Here is a 14725-nt window from a genome sequence, read left to right on the forward strand (position 1 = left end):
TCAGGCGATGAGCGCGGATACCGGCTTGTTGGTTTCCATACTGTCGGTCCCCCATTTATCCACCGGCACGCCCATCAACTGTTGCAGCGTCAGGCCGACGCGGCTGACGGGCGTACCTTCGCCGGTGATGTGCAGCCCGGTTTTCACCCGCCCGCCCGCCGACCCGGCGGTCATCATCGGGATATTGTCGATGGTGTGGAATTTGGCGAATTCGGTTTCGCTATGGGCAAAGACGAGTGCGTTATCCAGCAGGGTCCGCTCCCCTTCCTGCACCGCGTCCAGCGCCTTGATGAAATAGGTCCAGGCTTCCATGCATTTATTGACGTAGAAGGTGACCTCCGGCTGGTAGCCCAGGCGATTGTCCATCACCTCCTCATGGGTCAGTTGATGATGGGTGATGGTGCTTCCGATCCGCGTCAGCGACGATGCGCCATTGTTGAAATTCATGTTGAACACGCGGACATTGTCGCATGCCAGTGCCATCACCAGCAGGTCGGTCATCACCTGATGATTGGCCATGACATTTTCGATTTCCGCATTGACCGGCCGGTCGGCAACAGATTTCGGCACGACGCAGCTTTGCATCGGTTCGGGCTTGGTCAGCTGCACGTCGAGCTGCTTTTCCAGCTGGCGCACGGATGTGAAATATTGGTCGAGCTTCTGCCGGTCCGCCGCACCCAGTCGCGCGTGAAGCGCCTGGCGCTGATCCGCCACGCCCGACAACACGCTGCGCCGGGCTAGCAGCGCGGGATCGGGGGTGAAGGTCGCGCTGTTGGGATCGCGAAAGTCGGGGCCAAAAATGCGGGTATAGAGCGCAGCGGGGGAGACTTCAGCGGGATTGAGATTGCCATTGCCGCGCCCCGACAGCGAATTGCGCGGATCGCCCGTGGCCGAGAGTTCAAGCGAGCGGAATCGGGTGCGGGTGCCGATCATGTCGCCGATCGCCACGTCGAAGGAGGGCGCGGGCAAGCCCCGGTCGGATGCGATCGCCATGCCGGTGCGGATGCCGATGCCGCCGCTAATATGCGGCAGGTTGGGCTTGCCATCCAGCGGCAGGCTGAAATCGCCCAATATGTTGACCTTGTGCTTAAGCGGCGCAATCGCGGCCAATTCTTCTTTCAGATCATAGTCGGCACCGATCTTGCTGGGATACCACCGGGGCGGATTGACCCCCAGACCCCAGAACCATGTGCCAAAGCGCACCGGCACCGGCGCACCGGTCGCCGCCATCGCCGTGCCATTGCCGTCCAGAAATGCGTCAAGCAGCGGCAGGCCGACGGCGACCGCCATGCCGTTGACCATGCCGCGCAACGCAGTGCGGCGGTTCAGGGTAAAGCTCATGGATGGACTCCCTTGCTGGTGGTCATGGCGATTTCGGGTGCAGCCAATGGCGGGGCGGCGATGCGATAGGCCTGTGGCATGGTGGCGACGCGCAGGAAGAGGGACGCGATGCGATAGCCGTCCTTCGCAAAATCCTGCTCGATCCCGCCCGCCAATGCGCCGTCATCCTCTGGCACGCGGCCGGTGGCATATTGGAAGGCGCGGCCAGCGACACATTCGGTCGTGGATGTGCTGGCGGCGAGTGCCTTGCCCAGGCCGATATTGCCCTGGAACGCGACGCCCTCGAACAGGCCCGCCGTATCGATCGGCGCGCCATTTTCTTGGCGACGGAACGCCCCGATGCCATCGAATTTTTCGAGCGGCAGGCCCAGCGGATCGGTGATCCTGTGACAGGCGGCGCAGACCGGGTCGCTATTATGCGCGGTCAGGCGCATTTTCGCGGTCGGCATGGCAGTGCTGGTCACGTCCTGCACCGCGGTGAAATTGACGTTGCCGGGCGGATTGGGGACGGGTTGGCAGAGCAGCAATTCACGGATCGCCCGGCCGCGCAGGGTTGGTGAACTGCGTCCCGAATGGGCGTAGAGCGCCAGGAATCCGGCCTGCCCCAGCAGGCCCGCGCGATCATCGCCCGGCGCAAACTCATACGGCACCCAGCCCTGCGTCGAAGTAACCTTGGCCTGATAGAGCGGTCCCAGCGCGCGGTTGATGAAAGTCCGTCGGGTGGTGAACAGGTCGCGATAATCGCCCTTTTGCGTCACCAGCTGATCGACGATCATCCGCAGCATCTGTTCGGACAGCGCCGACGCGACATCGGGGTTGAAACGGGGATAGACGATCTGGTCCTTGGCCATTTCGTCGAATTTCTCGAACAACAGCATGTCGGCAAAGAAAGCGCGCACGCCATCCTCCAGCCGGGGGGAGCGGACCATGCGCCCGGCAATGGCGGCCAGTTGGGACGGGTCGGTCAGCTGGCCCTGTTCCGCCGCCTTGAGCAGGGTCTCATTGGGCGTCGTGTTCCACAACAGGAAGCTGAGCCGGGACGCACGGGCCAGATTGTCGAGCCGCAGGTCGCCGGGGCTTTCGGGATCAGCTTCCGCGCTTTCCACGACATAGAGGAAGTGCGGCGATACCAGCATCGCGGCCAGCGCCAGTTCCAGTCCCTTGTGGAAATCACCGCTGGACGCCGTCGCCTTGCCCGCCATCATGACATAGGCGGCAACTTCTTCCTGAGTCATGGGACGGCGGAAGAGATAGCGGCCCACGGGCACCAGAACGCGCGCGGCGCAATCGGGATCGGGGGCCGCCACATCGCGCGGAGCGCAAGCCATGAACTGGGCGCGATGATCGGCATCGAATATTTGCGCGGCGATGGCGCGGGCCATGGCATCGAATTGCTCAAGGCCTGCCGGTGAAATGGTGGAGGATGCTGCGCCGGTCGCGATCAACTCATGCACCGGTCGCACGATCGGCTCGAACCGGCCGGCGACGCGGATGTCGGGACCGAATATGTCGGCGATACTGTTGCGATATTGCGCTTCGGTCAGGCGGCGCATCGCCACGATCTGGCCCAGCGGCGCCTTGAGCGGTACGAAGGAAGGCTCAGCGGACACACTTTGCGGCGCTTTTTCCGCCGAACAGGCGGTCAGGCCCAGCGCGGCGAGGAAGCAGAGCGCGCGGATCATTGTTGCGCCACCCTGGTTGCGGGCAGCGTATCATTGACGAAAGCCGGAACGGCCAACACCTCCATCGCGCTGGAGATGCGGCGGCACTGGCCGGTCGCCGGATCGCGGTCCCCATCGGCAAGTTTTTTCAGCGCCGCATACATGGCAGCGCAGTCATAGCCCGCCGTCGTGGCCGCCCCTTCCCCGCCGATCGACGCACTCGCCATGATGTTCCAGATCGGCTGATAGCCGCCGACCAGCCCTTTCAACGACCCGTCCGGCTGGAAGGTCAGGCGCAGGCGCGCCTTGGTCATGTCATATTCGGTGCGCTTGCCGCGAATGTCGCGTTCGGATCCCTGCCCCCAGCTCTGGCGCAGGCGGATATGCGCCGGGTCGGTCATCAGCACGCCCCCGACGATCCGGCCTTTCAGCACATTGCGATGCTGCGCATTGGCAACGACGGTGTAGCTGGCGTCAGGCATGAAATTCTGTTTGGCATCCACGACGGCGCGATCTTCGCTATTGGCGTAGATGACGGTCACGTCGGGATCGTCCGACAGGCTGTCCACGCCGGTCAGCAGCAACACCTGCGTATGTTCGCCGCTGATCAAAAACTGGGTCAGCCCGCGCACGATGTCGCCGCCCGTGCCATCGACCCCGCGCCACGTCCGCACGCATCCCATCGCGCGCCACATCTGGTTGTCGACGCCCGCCTGCCCCGTGGGGCTGGTAAAGGGATCATGGTCGCAGCCTTCCGCATCCGCGCCTCCGTCCAGATCCAGCCCCTGCGCGACCTTGCCCTGCACGATGCGCTGGGACGGACGGTCGAACTTGTCGGGATGGGTGCAGATGTTGGTGCCTTGCGGACCAAAGGCATAGCCGGTCCAGCGTTTGGTCAGTTCCGCCTCATTGGGCTTTTCCAGCAGCCGCAGCCGTTCGGCGGATGCCTGGGTCTGGAGATAATTGTCGCGCAGCGTCGCGACAGGACCATCCGGGCAATCCTGATCGCCCTGATGGATGGCAGGTGCGAAATGAGCAAAGACGAAGCCCATCTCGCCATTGGCGGGTGGCGCGGGCAAGGTTGCCGTCTGCGCCGGGACGATCGGAACGAAAAGGGCGGCAGCGCATAAGGCAGCAATTTTGTGCGATAGCATGATGCTCTCCTTGATCAGGGGGTCAACGCCACGCCGTCGGCGGGCACGGGCTGGCGCGGGTCGGCGCGATAAACGGGCTTGCCGCGATAGAGCCATTGGGCCTGATCAGCGGTATGGCGGACGCTCCATTGCCCCACGGCCCGCCGCACCATTCCGGTGGCCAGCGGACGCCAGGCACAGGGATCGGCGCAATCACTGTCCTTCGGGCTGAACAGCCAGTTGCCCTGCGCATCGGCCAGCACATAGGCTCCATCGACCAGCCTCGCAGCGACATCGGGCGGCGCGACCAGCTTGGGTGGCGGTGGCAGATATTTCAGGCTGTTCCACAGATAGGCGTCCGCACCATCATGTTCGGTCGATCCGGGGCGGGCGTCCTTCCGCGTGAACACCAGATGGACCTTCTTATAGACCCATTGCGGCCCGGCCGGTCCTTCCATTACCGTCCAGTCGGGATTGTCGGACGCGGGCTTTACCGCCGCCGCTTCTGTGCGTGGCCCGCCAAAGGCGCGCGGGACCGGGGAGACAGGCGCACCACGCGGGGCCAGCAAAGGCTCCCATCGGGCCAGGCAATCACCGCTGCAATAGATAGCGGGCTGGCCGGTACGGCCAGTGGCGGCACGCATGTCCATGCCATAAAGGGTCAGGCCGCGCCGGTCGGTATAGACGCGCCCCTTGACGGAGATGCCGTGCGGAAAATGATCGGCCGCTGCGACCGGTATGTCGAGGTCGGCCGCCTGCGCCCAGAGCGGCGCAGGGGAGAAAGCCAGCAGGAGCAGCGCGCGGCGCATCAGCGTTTGTCCTCGACCCGGAAGCTGCGGTGACAGGTCGCGCAACTGCCGCCCAGCGCCTTGGCCGCGACGCGCATTTTCGCCACGTCGCCGCTGCCCGCGACCCCGGCAAAGGCATTGGCCTGCGTGGTAAAACCATCCTGCGCCTTTTTGAAGGCGGGTGCCTGGGTCCAGATTTCCGGCTTGGCCGCCGTCTTGACGCCGGGGCGTGGACCGCTGCCCGCCGGGAACCAGCCCATATGCTGGCGCGCATAGTCGCGGATCTGGCGCGCCGAAATCTGCACCACATAAAGCTGCGGACGGCCCGATTTCAGCTCGTCATTGATATTCTTGAACGCCGCGCCGACTTCGCGGAAGCCCGCGATCCGGGTGGCGACGATGTCGCCGGGTGCCGCGATCAGCGGCGATGTCAGCAGCGCCGCAAGTCCGGCCGCGATCAGCAAGGTGCGCATGGCATATCCTTTCATGGGTTCAGAGCGCGGACTGCGCAAAAAGCCACCAGGCCAGCGCCGTCGACAACAACAGCGCGACGACCAGCGCCAGCGGCCCGGCGCGGCGCACGGAAATGGGGGCTGGCGCGGCAGCGCTCCCGGTGACCATCGGGCCAACCAGATTGCGCCGCCGCACCGCGAGATAAAACAGCACCGCCAGCACATGCAGCGCGATCAGCGCTTGCAGCCCGGCAAAAACGACGCCGTGGATCGCCGAAGCCAGCCGTCCCTGATCGAAATCGACGAGATGCGACAGCGGCCCGGATTCGATGCCGTCTGTATCGACCGCGAACAGGCCGCTGACGACCTGCATAACCAAAACCGCCAGCATGGCGACCACGCTCCAGCCGCCCAGCGGATTGTGACCGACAGGGGCAGGCGCATTACGATCCGCGAGATAGACGCGGATGGCGCGCGGGCCTTTGAGGAAATGGGCAAAGCGCGCGGTATCGGAACCGACCACCCCCCAGATCAGGCGGAAGGCGATCAGGAACAGCACAGCCTGTCCCGACAGGCGGTGCCAGTCCATGTGATAATTTTCCGCACTCCACCAGGAAAAGCCGATCAGCAGGACCAGCGCCCAGTGAAACAGACGGACGGGCAAGTCCCAAACGAACTGGCGGGGTGTGCGCGCCATCGCGATCAACCCTTCTTCGCCCAACTGTCGCATACACCATTGGCCGGGACCACGCCGCCGCTCAGCAGCGCGCACGCGCCGCAATCTGCGCCCTTGCCCGTGAAGAAGGCGCATGTGCCACACGCTTTGGCGGGATCGGGCGCGGGGGATTTGAAGCCGAGCGACTTGCGCATACTCTTTTGCGCGGCGGAGAGGGTGGCGGGATCGGCGCAGGAAGATGCAGGTGCCTGCGCGGCCAAAACCAACGGCGCAATAGCGACCAGCCCCAATATGGCCCGGCGCGTCAGCACCCCTTCGCTATCCGGCATAACCCTGACTCCTTTACCGGGCCGGTCGAGCGGCCTCTGTGCGCATGGCTTTAGCAGACGACACGCCGACTAATTTGTCTGCGCTGACACAGAGCGGCAAAAGGCGGACATCATTGTCCCTGCGATGGCTGGGACACCGCAATTGAAACAGCGCCGGAAAAGACGGACAAGAGCAGCCAAGAGAGGAGCGCCGCCATGCCGGACGTCGAAGCCCCTGCCCGCCCCCGGCTGCTGATCGTCGATGATGATCCGGCGCTCCGTACATTGATCCGCAATTTCCTGATCGCGCAGGACTATGATGTGGATGAAGCGGAAGATGGTCCCTCGATGCGCGCCGCGCTGGCGCGGCAGGCCGCCGATATTGTCATCCTCGACGTGATGATGCCGGGCGAGGATGGGCTGTCGCTGGCGCGGACGCTATCGGACAGCGCCGATGTCGGGATTATCATGGTATCAGCGCTGGGGACCGAGACGGACCGGATCGCGGGCCTTGAGGGCGGGGCCGACGACTATCTGCCCAAGCCCGTATCGCCGCGCGAATTGCTCGCCCGCATCCGCGCGCTGGAACGGCGGCGACGGCCGGTTGCGGGCGAAAGCGCCAACGCGACCGCCCATTACCAGTTTGACGGCTGGCGGCTGGACCCGGTGCGGCGGGTCTTGCGCGATCCGGGCGGGGTCATCATCGGCCTGTCGGAGGGGGAATTCGGCCTGCTGCTGACCTTCATCGAAAAGCCGCAGCAGATATTGAACCGCGACCTGCTGCTGGAACTGGCGCGGGGAGAGGATAGCGATGCCTTCGACCGGGCGATCGACACGCAGGTCAGCCGGTTGCGGCGCAAACTGGGCACCCGCACCCATGGCGAGATCATCCGCACGATACGCAGCGAAGGCTATATTTTCCTGCCTGCGGTGACACGGACATGATGACGCGGTTCCGGCTATGGGCCAACTCGATCCACGCCCATATGCTGGCGATGGCGTTTGGCGTGATGGCGACGCTGACGCTGTTCAGCCTTTCGACCCTCTTCCTGATCCATCCGCCCGCGCGCATCCCGCTGTCCGTCTATGAAATCGCCCGGATCGTGCGGGGGCAGCCCGTGCTGCGCGACAAGCCGATCCTGCAAACCCGCGTCGAACAAACGGCGCCGCGCGCAATGACCGACCGGACGGAAAAGCTGGTCGCGACCATGCTGGCGCAGCGGCTTGGCGTGGCGCAAGCCGATGTGCGCATCTATCTGAACAGTGGCGACCAGGCCCGTTTCAGCCAGATAAGCCATGAAGTCGCGCTATATGGGCGCGACGGCAGGGCCGATCCCTTCATCATGGGTACCTTCACCGTGGCGGTAAAGCAGCCCGATGGTCGATGGCGCATGGTGACGCGCGAATCGCGTAGGCCCGATACCATCTGGAACCTGACCGGGCGGGATACATTTCTGTTCAGCCTGCTGTTCATCATTCCGGTCAGCATGTGGTTCAGCGCGCGACTGACCCGCCCGATCCGCAGCTTTGCCGCGTCGGCCGAGCTGCTGGGCGCCGGGGTCGAGGCAGCGCCGGTGCCGGTCGAGGGACCGACCGAAATCCGCATGGCCGCCCGGTCCATCAACGACATGCAGGCGCGCATCGCCCGCTTCGTTCAGGAACGCACGTCGGTGGTCGGCGCGATCGCGCATGATCTACGTACCCCGCTGTCCCGTCTCCACTTCCACCTTGCCGCCGCACCCGACCCGATCCGAACGGCAGCGCAGGAGGAAATCGCGCAGATGGAGCAGTTGATCAGCACCACCTTGGACTTCGTCGACAATGAAAGCCGCCCGCGCCTGATGGAGCCACTCGACCTGGGCCTGCTGGTCGAAGGGCTGGTCGATGATTTTGCCGATTTGGGCCATGCCGTCACCATCGCCGACATCTCCCCCATCACCATCCATGGCGACATGATCCTGCTGCGCCGGCTGTTTACCAACCTGATCGACAATGCCGTCAAATATGGCGACGCCGCGCACGTCACGGTGCGGACCGAAGGCATGATGGCGGTGGTCGAGGTGGCCGATAATGGCCCCGGCATGAGCCAGGACCATCTGAACCGCGCGTTCGAGCCGTTCTTCCGCGGCGAACCCTCGCGAAACCGGCGCACCGGCGGGGTCGGCCTCGGCCTCTCCATCGTCCAGTCGGCGGCGCAGGCGCATGGCGGCCATGTCACGCTGGCAACACAGGCCAAAGGAGGCCTGCGCGCCAGCGTATATTTGCCGCTGCCGGATTAAGCGGGCTTTTTCGGCAGCTCGACTTCACCCTTGGCGGTCGCCAGCGTGACGCCAAGCTGGTTCATCAGCCGACAGTCCACCTGCACCATGTGACGGCCTTCTGCATCCACGAACTTGTCGAGGATGGTACCGGTCGTCACCGTGATATCACCGGTCAGCGCCGGGCCGCGATAGTTGCAGGCGGAATGGCGGACCATGCCCCACTCGCCTGCCCAGCCCGCGAAATAGTCGGTGATCCACGCCCCCATCGACGCGCCATAGCCATAGCCGCGTGGCATCCCGATGAAGCGCGCCCAGCGTGGGAACAGATGACCGCGCGACGGGCCGATATAGGCGCCGTCGGTAAATTCGGGATTGATCGCTTCCATCACCGGATCATTTTCATGCCCGGCCATTTCCTTGACGAAGCCCAGCGCTTCCATGTCGAGATCAGTGCGGCGATGGGTGCCACCCCATTGGGTGAACATATAGGCGCGCCATTCGGTGGTGAAGGACACGATCGAATGGGGACCGATCACCCGCTGCGGCAATGCCGCGCCGACGGTGACATCGTCCCACCAGCGCCGGTCATGACCCAGATCGTGCAGCATCTGGATCCATTCCATCTTGCGCGATTCTAGCGTTTCCAGCTCATCGTCGGTCCAGACCGGATCGTCAAAACCATCGGTGGGCGCATTGTCCTTGCCCGCTGCCTGATTGTAGCGGATCGTGGTGGACCGCTGCTTGGCGATCAGGTCGCCGTCATGATTATAGTAGAAATTGTCACCGCGCTGGAAACAGGTCGGCCCGGCGAATTTCGTGTCCTTGACCGTATAGTCGAACGGGACGCGCTCGTTCCAGATGCGGTCGCCGCCTTTCATGCGCGGGCCGTAAAACCACCATTCGTCGCCGCCGAACAGCAAATGGCTGTTGGGGATGCTGCCGACACAGGCAGGCGCAGAGCCATGGGCGCAATCCATGGTGACGGCGAAACTTTGCGGCGCGACCAGCCCGCCCCAGCGGCTCTGCGCGGCATAGCCTGCGTCATAATGGAGCCGGTTGGGGTAGCGCATCCCCTGCACCCAGCGACGAATGTCGCTATTGGCGATCGGCTCCACCATGCGGGCCGGCTGGATCGGCTTGCCCAGATATTGGTCGATATCCGAACAATCGAGCGTCGGGCTGGTCATGTTTCTCTCCTGCTCAATTCCCGCCCCGCTTGAGCAGGGGCCGTTTTAATGATGCACGCTGACGCGGCGATGGAAAGACCGCGTGGCGATGACGAGCCTGCTTATCGCCGGGCCGATATCCGGCCGCGTGCCTGTCGAGTGACGGCGAACCCGTCCATATTGCGCCAGTTATGAGGGTAACATGATGGAGAATATGGCAATGCCAGACGACCCGGCATGGCGCCTGCTGGCTGACCGTCAGCAGATCAGCGACTGCCTGGCACAACTGGCGCGGGGCGAGGATCGGCGCGACGCCGGATTGATCAGCGCCTGTTTCTGGCCGGATGCGACAACCGACTATGGCATATTTGCGGGCGATTTCGCCGCCTATCTCGCCTGGGTGGTGCCGGGATCGGATGCGATCGCCGTTACGCAACATATATTGGGGCAAAGCCATGTCGTGATCGAGGGTGATCGGGCGCGGGTCGAAACCCAGGTCAGCGCCTATCACCGCATCGACGCGGGCGATGGCGCACGCGATGTCTGGCTGGGCGGTCGTTATCTTGACGCGATGGAACGGCGCACGGGCGACTGGCGGATCACCCGCCGCATGATGGTCTATGACTGGTTCCGCGATGATGGCCCAGCGGTCGACTGGTCGCAGGGGCTGATGGGCATGGCATTCAGCGCGCCGCATTTCACCGGTCGCGCACGGGGCGATATCAGCACCGCCTTTTTCGCGGACCATGATTGAGACAATAAGGGAGTTGTACGGGATGGGACAGCTGACAGGCAAGGTGGCAGTCGTCACCGGGGCGAGCCGGGGGATCGGCAAGGGCATTGCGCTTGCGCTCGCCGATCAGGGCGCAACCGTCTATGTGACGGGCCGCTCGGTTCGGCCAAGCGATCATGCGCTGCCCGGCACGGTGGGCGAGACAGCGGCGCAATGCGATGCACGCGGGGGGCGCGGCATTGCGGTGGCGGTCGATCATGGCGACGATGCGCAGGTCGCCGCACTGTTCGATCGGGTCGCCGGTGAACAGGGTCGCCTCGATATCCTCGTCAACAATGCCTTCGCTTTGCCGGAGGATCTGACCACCCCCCTGCCCTTCTGGGAAAAGCCGCTGTCCAATTGGGAGATGGTGGATGTGGGGGTGCGGTCCAATTTCACCGCCGCCTGGCACGCGGCAAAGATCATGACGCCGCAGCGATCAGGGCTGATCGTCGCAATTTCGGGCTATGTCGGGGTCACCTATACTTATGGCGCGGTGTTCGGCACCTGCAAATCAGCGGTCGACCGGATGGCGCGCGACATGGCGATCGAGCTGGAGCCGCATAATGTCGCCTCGCTCTCGCTCTGGCAGGGGCTGACCTTTACCGAGCGGGCCAACCGCAACCTGACGGCCGACCCGGCCATGAAAACCCGCACCGTGACCAATCCGCTGATTGGTTGTTCGCCCGAATTTCCGGGCCGCGTCATCGCCGCGCTGGCCGCCGATCCGGCGATCATGGCCCGGTCGGGCGGCACCTTCATCACCGCCGAAGTCGCGCAGGATTATGGCATCACCGATATAGACGGCAAGACCATCCCATCGCTGCGGGCCGAACGCGGATCGCCAATCTGGCGCCCGATTGCGGAGGCTGGCCATGGACGCTGATCGTATAGCGCGCCTCGACGCGCTGCTCGATCGGCAGGATATTGCCGATTGCATCACCCGCTTTGCCCGCGGGATGGACCGGTTTGACCGGGCGCTGTTCCTGTCCGCCTTTCATCCCGATGCGACCATCGCCGCCGGGCCATTTGTCGGCCAAGCTGCGCCGCTCTATGACTGGGGAGCGAGCCTGCATGACGCCGGGCAGGAGGCGACCCACCATAATCTGCTGAACCAGACGATCGAGATCGACGGCGAGACCGCTCATGTCGAAACTTACTATCTGTTCGTCGGCCGCAATCGCGACGCAACCAACTGGATCGCGGGAGGGCGTTATCTCGACCGGATGGAACGGCGCGATGGCGCATGGAAGATCGCGCTGCGCACCAATGTTATCGAATGGTCGGGACTGGTCCCTACCCTCCCCCTGCCCTTTGCCGACTGGCCGGGCATCAATGCCAATGGCGTGTCGGCCCGTGATAGCAGCGATCCGTCCTATCAACGCCCGCTGGTCAATCATCGGCCCGCCCATATTCCCACAATGGAGCATGATTAGGCCGGAAACACAGCGTGTTATCACGTCGCATCCGACGTGGTTTCAGAATTGCTCCAGCGTGTTTTCGGGTTGGATCGGACGTGGGATCGGTTTTGCCTGCCCCTGCTCGACTCATGGAAATGGGCGGAGAACAGCACCGCTGACCAAGCCCTAACCCTGCTAATCCCAGAATAAATCTCTAAGCCGATGGTTAGGCGCGGCAAAACAGAAGGGCAAGGTTAGCCGTCCATAGCAACCACAGCATCAGGATTGAGGTTCATGGGCTATCAAGACGCTCGGAACCCATCCGTTGCGGGCCGACATTGAGGTTATGGTTTGACAATATCGCAATGCAACAAGTCGGCATTATCGACGACTCTCACCGCTGGTTTGACTTTCGAGGCAAAATAGGCGCATTAAACGCCAACCAATTTACTGCCCATGATTCGGCAATGCGAGGCACCATGTCGTTTACAGTCAACACGCTGCGTAACGTCACGACAGCCTGCCAGCAAATGCGCGATCATATCAAGACGATCGTGTTCAGGCCGGACAATCACAAGACACTCGACATCACTTTTGGCCCGACCGTCGCCGCTGAACTGATCGGCCGGACGCCCGAAGCGCTGGCCAAAGCCGAAGCCAAGGGCCGCCTGCCCCAGCCCAAGCAACTGCCCAATGGCCGCCGTTACTATACGCTGGAGGATCTGACCCAGATTCGCACCGCGCTCGGCATACAGGTGGGCAAGCAGCCCGACGAGGATGCGGTCGTGCTGGCGGTGCAGAATTTCAAGGGCGGGGTCGGCAAGAGCACGATCACCAAGCATCTGGCCGACTATCTGGCCCTCCACGGCTATAGCGTGCTGGTGATCGACTGCGATCCCCAGGCTTCGACCACGACGATGTTCGACATCCAGCCCGAAACGCTGATCGACGACGAACAGACGCTGGGCGCGTTCCTGTCTCCGCGCAGCACCTTCAGCGATTTTTCGCAAACGATCCGCGATACGCCCTGGCCCACGATCAAAATCGTGCCGTCAAGCCTGGGCCTGCAGGACGCAGAATGGGATTTGACCGCGACCCTGCGCGAAGGCGGGCAGGCGGTGCGCGAAGGCTTGCAGGCGCTGCGCATCGGCATTGCCAGCGTGACCAAGGATTTCGACGTGATCCTGCTCGATCCACCGCCAGCCATGGGCTTTCTGGGCCTCAATGTCATGGCGGCTGCAACCGGCCTGCTGATCCCGGTGCCCGCGCGCCAGCTCGATTATCTCTCGACCATCCATTTCATGGACACGATCGCCGATAATATCGAGATACTCGAGGAAAATGGCACGCCGGTCGATTATGGCTTCATCCGCGTGGTCTGTTCCGCCTTCTCGCCCAGCAAACCGGGTGAAAATGATATGTGGCGGATCATGCAGGCGACCTATGCCGGGCTGCTGCTGGGGCAACCGATCCTGGCGTCCGAGGAAATCAAGAATGCGACCCAGGCGTTCCGCTCCATCTATGAATCCAAACCGTCCGCCTCGCACCAGACCTACACGCGCTGCCGCGACAATCTCGACGCGGTCTTTGCCGAGGTCGAACAGCAGATTCGCCAGCAATGGCCATCGACCAGCCTGACCGCTGACAACGGCGTGGGTGTAGCCGCATGAGCCGCCGGTCCCTGATCAGTGAAGCGCTGGCTGCCTCGCTTAACGATCCGGCCCCCGCGCCGGTCCCGGCGAGCGATGCGAGTCCCGCGGCACCGCGCCCCAACTTCACCAACAAGCGGCTCGAAGCCTTTGGCGAGGCCGCGCGGATCGTCAAGCGGCCCACGATCCGGTTGAAGCCATCCGAATGTTCGATCTGGTCGGGCAACGCCCGCGACTATTCGCTGCTGGACGAACATCGGTTGCACAGCCTGATCGATTCTATCCTGGCCGAGGGCGGCAATCGCATCCCCGCCGTGGTGCGCCGGACGCCGCAGGGTGAGCTGCCGTACGAACTTGTCACCGGCACGCGGCGGCACTGGGCGATCGCGTGGCTCAACGCCAATCATTATCCCGACATCGAATTGATCGCGATCATCGAGGATCTCGATGACGAGGCAGCCTTCCGCCTCGCCGACATCGAAAATCGTGAGCGGGAGGATATTTCCGATCTTGAACGCGGCGCCAATTACAAGGCGGCGGTCGATCGCTTCTATGGCGGCGTTCAGTTGCGCATGGCCGAGCGGCTGAAAATCTCCAAGTCACAGCTGTCGCGCTATATTGCGCTCACCGAAATCCCGCCGCTGCTGGTCAGCGCTTTTCATTCGCCGATGGACCTTCAGGCCAAATATGCCGAAAAGCTCCTGCCCCTGCTGCGCGATCCGACTGCGCGCGGCAAGTTGGAGACGGCCGCCGACCAGATTGCATCGGAACAAAGCTTTCGCCGGTCAGGCGATGAACAGCCCATTGCCGGATCGGAAGTGCTGGCCCGCCTGCTGAAGGCGGTGACCGCCAAGGGCCGGGTGCAGAAGGCAGCAATTGCGGGCGCGGATGGCGCAACGGTCGGGCAGGTCGACAAGGACCAGCAGAAGCTGCTGACGCTGACGCTAATGCCGTCCGACCTGTCGACCGACGATATATTGGAAGCGCTGCGGCCGGTGATCGAGCAGGCGAAGATCATGCGGGCACGGCGTCGTTAGGGGCAAGGGATGAAAAGCTGAAAAATCATCTTTTATCGTTATATTTCATAATGTTATTTCTATTTTCCCTCCGGAGGGAAC

General features: G+C 63.3%; 15 protein-coding genes. 7 read left to right on the plus strand and 8 right to left on the minus strand.

Annotated features, from left to right (window positions below):
* The 7 genes from EBBID32_RS10965 to EBBID32_RS10995 are packed head-to-tail and all read right to left on the minus strand — an operon-like array spanning position 1 to position 6380.
* Positions 1-1341: a DUF1552 domain-containing protein gene (locus EBBID32_RS10965; RefSeq protein WP_006956642.1), complete on the minus strand. Its 1341-nt coding sequence runs from the start codon at positions 1339-1341 to the stop codon at positions 1-3.
* Positions 1338-3023, minus strand: a complete 1686-nt coding sequence (locus tag EBBID32_RS10970) for a DUF1592 domain-containing protein (protein ID WP_006956644.1) — start codon at positions 3021-3023, stop codon at positions 1338-1340. The genes EBBID32_RS10965 and EBBID32_RS10970 overlap by 4 nt, the downstream gene beginning before the upstream one ends.
* Complete coding sequence (locus EBBID32_RS10975; protein ID WP_006956645.1) at positions 3020-4156, minus strand: hypothetical protein; 1137 nt, start codon at positions 4154-4156, stop codon at positions 3020-3022. Before EBBID32_RS10975 ends, EBBID32_RS10970 begins: the two co-directional genes overlap by 4 nt.
* Positions 4157-4170: 14 nt before the next feature.
* Positions 4171-4944 (minus strand): hypothetical protein, encoded by a 774-nt coding sequence (locus tag EBBID32_RS10980; protein ID WP_006956646.1) that lies wholly within the window; start codon positions 4942-4944, stop codon positions 4171-4173.
* Positions 4944-5396, minus strand: coding sequence for a c-type cytochrome (locus EBBID32_RS10985; protein ID WP_006956647.1), 453 nt, complete (start codon positions 5394-5396; stop codon positions 4944-4946). Before EBBID32_RS10985 ends, EBBID32_RS10980 begins: the two co-directional genes overlap by 1 nt.
* A 19-nt stretch (positions 5397-5415) precedes the next feature.
* Positions 5416-6072, minus strand: coding sequence for a cytochrome b/b6 domain-containing protein (locus EBBID32_RS10990; protein WP_051093328.1), 657 nt, complete (start codon positions 6070-6072; stop codon positions 5416-5418).
* Positions 6073-6077: 5 nt separating this feature from the next.
* A complete protein-coding gene (locus EBBID32_RS10995) occupies positions 6078-6380 on the minus strand; it encodes a high-potential iron-sulfur protein (protein ID WP_006956649.1) in 303 nt (100 codons plus the stop codon).
* Positions 6381-6575: 195 nt separating this feature from the next.
* Between EBBID32_RS10995 and EBBID32_RS11000 the strand changes: the two genes are divergently transcribed.
* Positions 6576-7304: a response regulator gene (locus tag EBBID32_RS11000; protein ID WP_006956654.1), complete on the plus strand. Its 729-nt coding sequence runs from the start codon at positions 6576-6578 to the stop codon at positions 7302-7304.
* Positions 7301-8638: a sensor histidine kinase gene (locus tag EBBID32_RS11005; protein WP_037490144.1), complete on the plus strand. Its 1338-nt coding sequence runs from the start codon at positions 7301-7303 to the stop codon at positions 8636-8638. Before EBBID32_RS11000 ends, EBBID32_RS11005 begins: the two co-directional genes overlap by 4 nt.
* Here the strand turns inward: EBBID32_RS11005 and EBBID32_RS11010 are convergent.
* Positions 8635-9807, minus strand: a complete 1173-nt coding sequence (locus EBBID32_RS11010) for an FAS1-like dehydratase domain-containing protein (RefSeq protein WP_006956657.1) — start codon at positions 9805-9807, stop codon at positions 8635-8637. The genes EBBID32_RS11005 and EBBID32_RS11010 overlap by 4 nt on opposite strands.
* A 193-nt stretch (positions 9808-10000) precedes the next feature.
* Here EBBID32_RS11010 and EBBID32_RS11015 point away from each other — a divergent pair, with 193 nt between their 5' ends.
* The 5 genes from EBBID32_RS11015 (at position 10001) to EBBID32_RS11035 (ending at position 14644) form a co-directional block, all read left to right on the plus strand.
* The gene (locus EBBID32_RS11015; protein WP_231382171.1) at positions 10001-10540 is read left to right on the plus strand and encodes a nuclear transport factor 2 family protein; all 540 of its coding nucleotides are present in this window, start codon (positions 10001-10003) and stop codon (positions 10538-10540) included.
* Positions 10541-10562: 22 nt separating this feature from the next.
* Positions 10563-11444 (plus strand): SDR family NAD(P)-dependent oxidoreductase, encoded by an 882-nt coding sequence (locus EBBID32_RS11020; RefSeq protein ID WP_006956673.1) that lies wholly within the window; start codon positions 10563-10565, stop codon positions 11442-11444.
* Entirely contained in the window at positions 11434-11994 is a 561-nt protein-coding gene (locus EBBID32_RS11025) for a nuclear transport factor 2 family protein (RefSeq protein ID WP_006956675.1), read from the plus strand. The genes EBBID32_RS11020 and EBBID32_RS11025 overlap by 11 nt, the downstream gene beginning before the upstream one ends.
* A 443-nt stretch (positions 11995-12437) precedes the next feature.
* Entirely contained in the window at positions 12438-13628 is a 1191-nt protein-coding gene (locus tag EBBID32_RS11030) for an AAA family ATPase (RefSeq protein ID WP_037490165.1), read from the plus strand.
* On the plus strand, positions 13625-14644 hold the full coding sequence (locus tag EBBID32_RS11035; RefSeq protein WP_006956678.1) for a ParB/RepB/Spo0J family partition protein: 1020 nt from the start codon (positions 13625-13627) through the stop codon (positions 14642-14644). Before EBBID32_RS11030 ends, EBBID32_RS11035 begins: the two co-directional genes overlap by 4 nt.
* Positions 14645-14725: the final 81 nt, after the last annotated feature.

Origin of the sequence: Sphingobium indicum BiD32 (assembly GCF_000382885.1) — a bacterium.
In the GTDB taxonomy this organism is placed as follows: domain Bacteria; phylum Pseudomonadota; class Alphaproteobacteria; order Sphingomonadales; family Sphingomonadaceae; genus Sphingobium; species Sphingobium japonicum_C.

Coding starts and splice junctions, on each gene's coding strand:
- EBBID32_RS10965 (WP_006956642.1), bottom strand. CDS start 1,341: ATGAGCTTTACCCTGAACCGCCGCACTGCGTTGCGCGGCATGGTCAAC.
- EBBID32_RS10970 (WP_006956644.1), bottom strand. CDS start 3,023: ATGATCCGCGCGCTCTGCTTCCTCGCCGCGCTGGGCCTGACCGCCTGT.
- EBBID32_RS10975 (WP_006956645.1), bottom strand. CDS start 4,156: ATGCTATCGCACAAAATTGCTGCCTTATGCGCTGCCGCCCTTTTCGTT.
- EBBID32_RS10980 (WP_006956646.1), bottom strand. CDS start 4,944: ATGCGCCGCGCGCTGCTCCTGCTGGCTTTCTCCCCTGCGCCGCTCTGG.
- EBBID32_RS10985 (WP_006956647.1), bottom strand. CDS start 5,396: ATGCGCACCTTGCTGATCGCGGCCGGACTTGCGGCGCTGCTGACATCG.
- EBBID32_RS10990 (WP_051093328.1), bottom strand. CDS start 6,072: ATGGCGCGCACACCCCGCCAGTTCGTTTGGGACTTGCCCGTCCGTCTG.
- EBBID32_RS10995 (WP_006956649.1), bottom strand. CDS start 6,380: ATGCCGGATAGCGAAGGGGTGCTGACGCGCCGGGCCATATTGGGGCTG.
- EBBID32_RS11000 (WP_006956654.1), top strand. CDS start 6,576: ATGCCGGACGTCGAAGCCCCTGCCCGCCCCCGGCTGCTGATCGTCGAT.
- EBBID32_RS11005 (WP_037490144.1), top strand. CDS start 7,301: ATGATGACGCGGTTCCGGCTATGGGCCAACTCGATCCACGCCCATATG.
- EBBID32_RS11010 (WP_006956657.1), bottom strand. CDS start 9,807: ATGACCAGCCCGACGCTCGATTGTTCGGATATCGACCAATATCTGGGC.
- EBBID32_RS11015 (WP_231382171.1), top strand. CDS start 10,001: ATGGCAATGCCAGACGACCCGGCATGGCGCCTGCTGGCTGACCGTCAG.
- EBBID32_RS11020 (WP_006956673.1), top strand. CDS start 10,563: ATGGGACAGCTGACAGGCAAGGTGGCAGTCGTCACCGGGGCGAGCCGG.
- EBBID32_RS11025 (WP_006956675.1), top strand. CDS start 11,434: ATGGACGCTGATCGTATAGCGCGCCTCGACGCGCTGCTCGATCGGCAG.
- EBBID32_RS11030 (WP_037490165.1), top strand. CDS start 12,438: ATGTCGTTTACAGTCAACACGCTGCGTAACGTCACGACAGCCTGCCAG.
- EBBID32_RS11035 (WP_006956678.1), top strand. CDS start 13,625: ATGAGCCGCCGGTCCCTGATCAGTGAAGCGCTGGCTGCCTCGCTTAAC.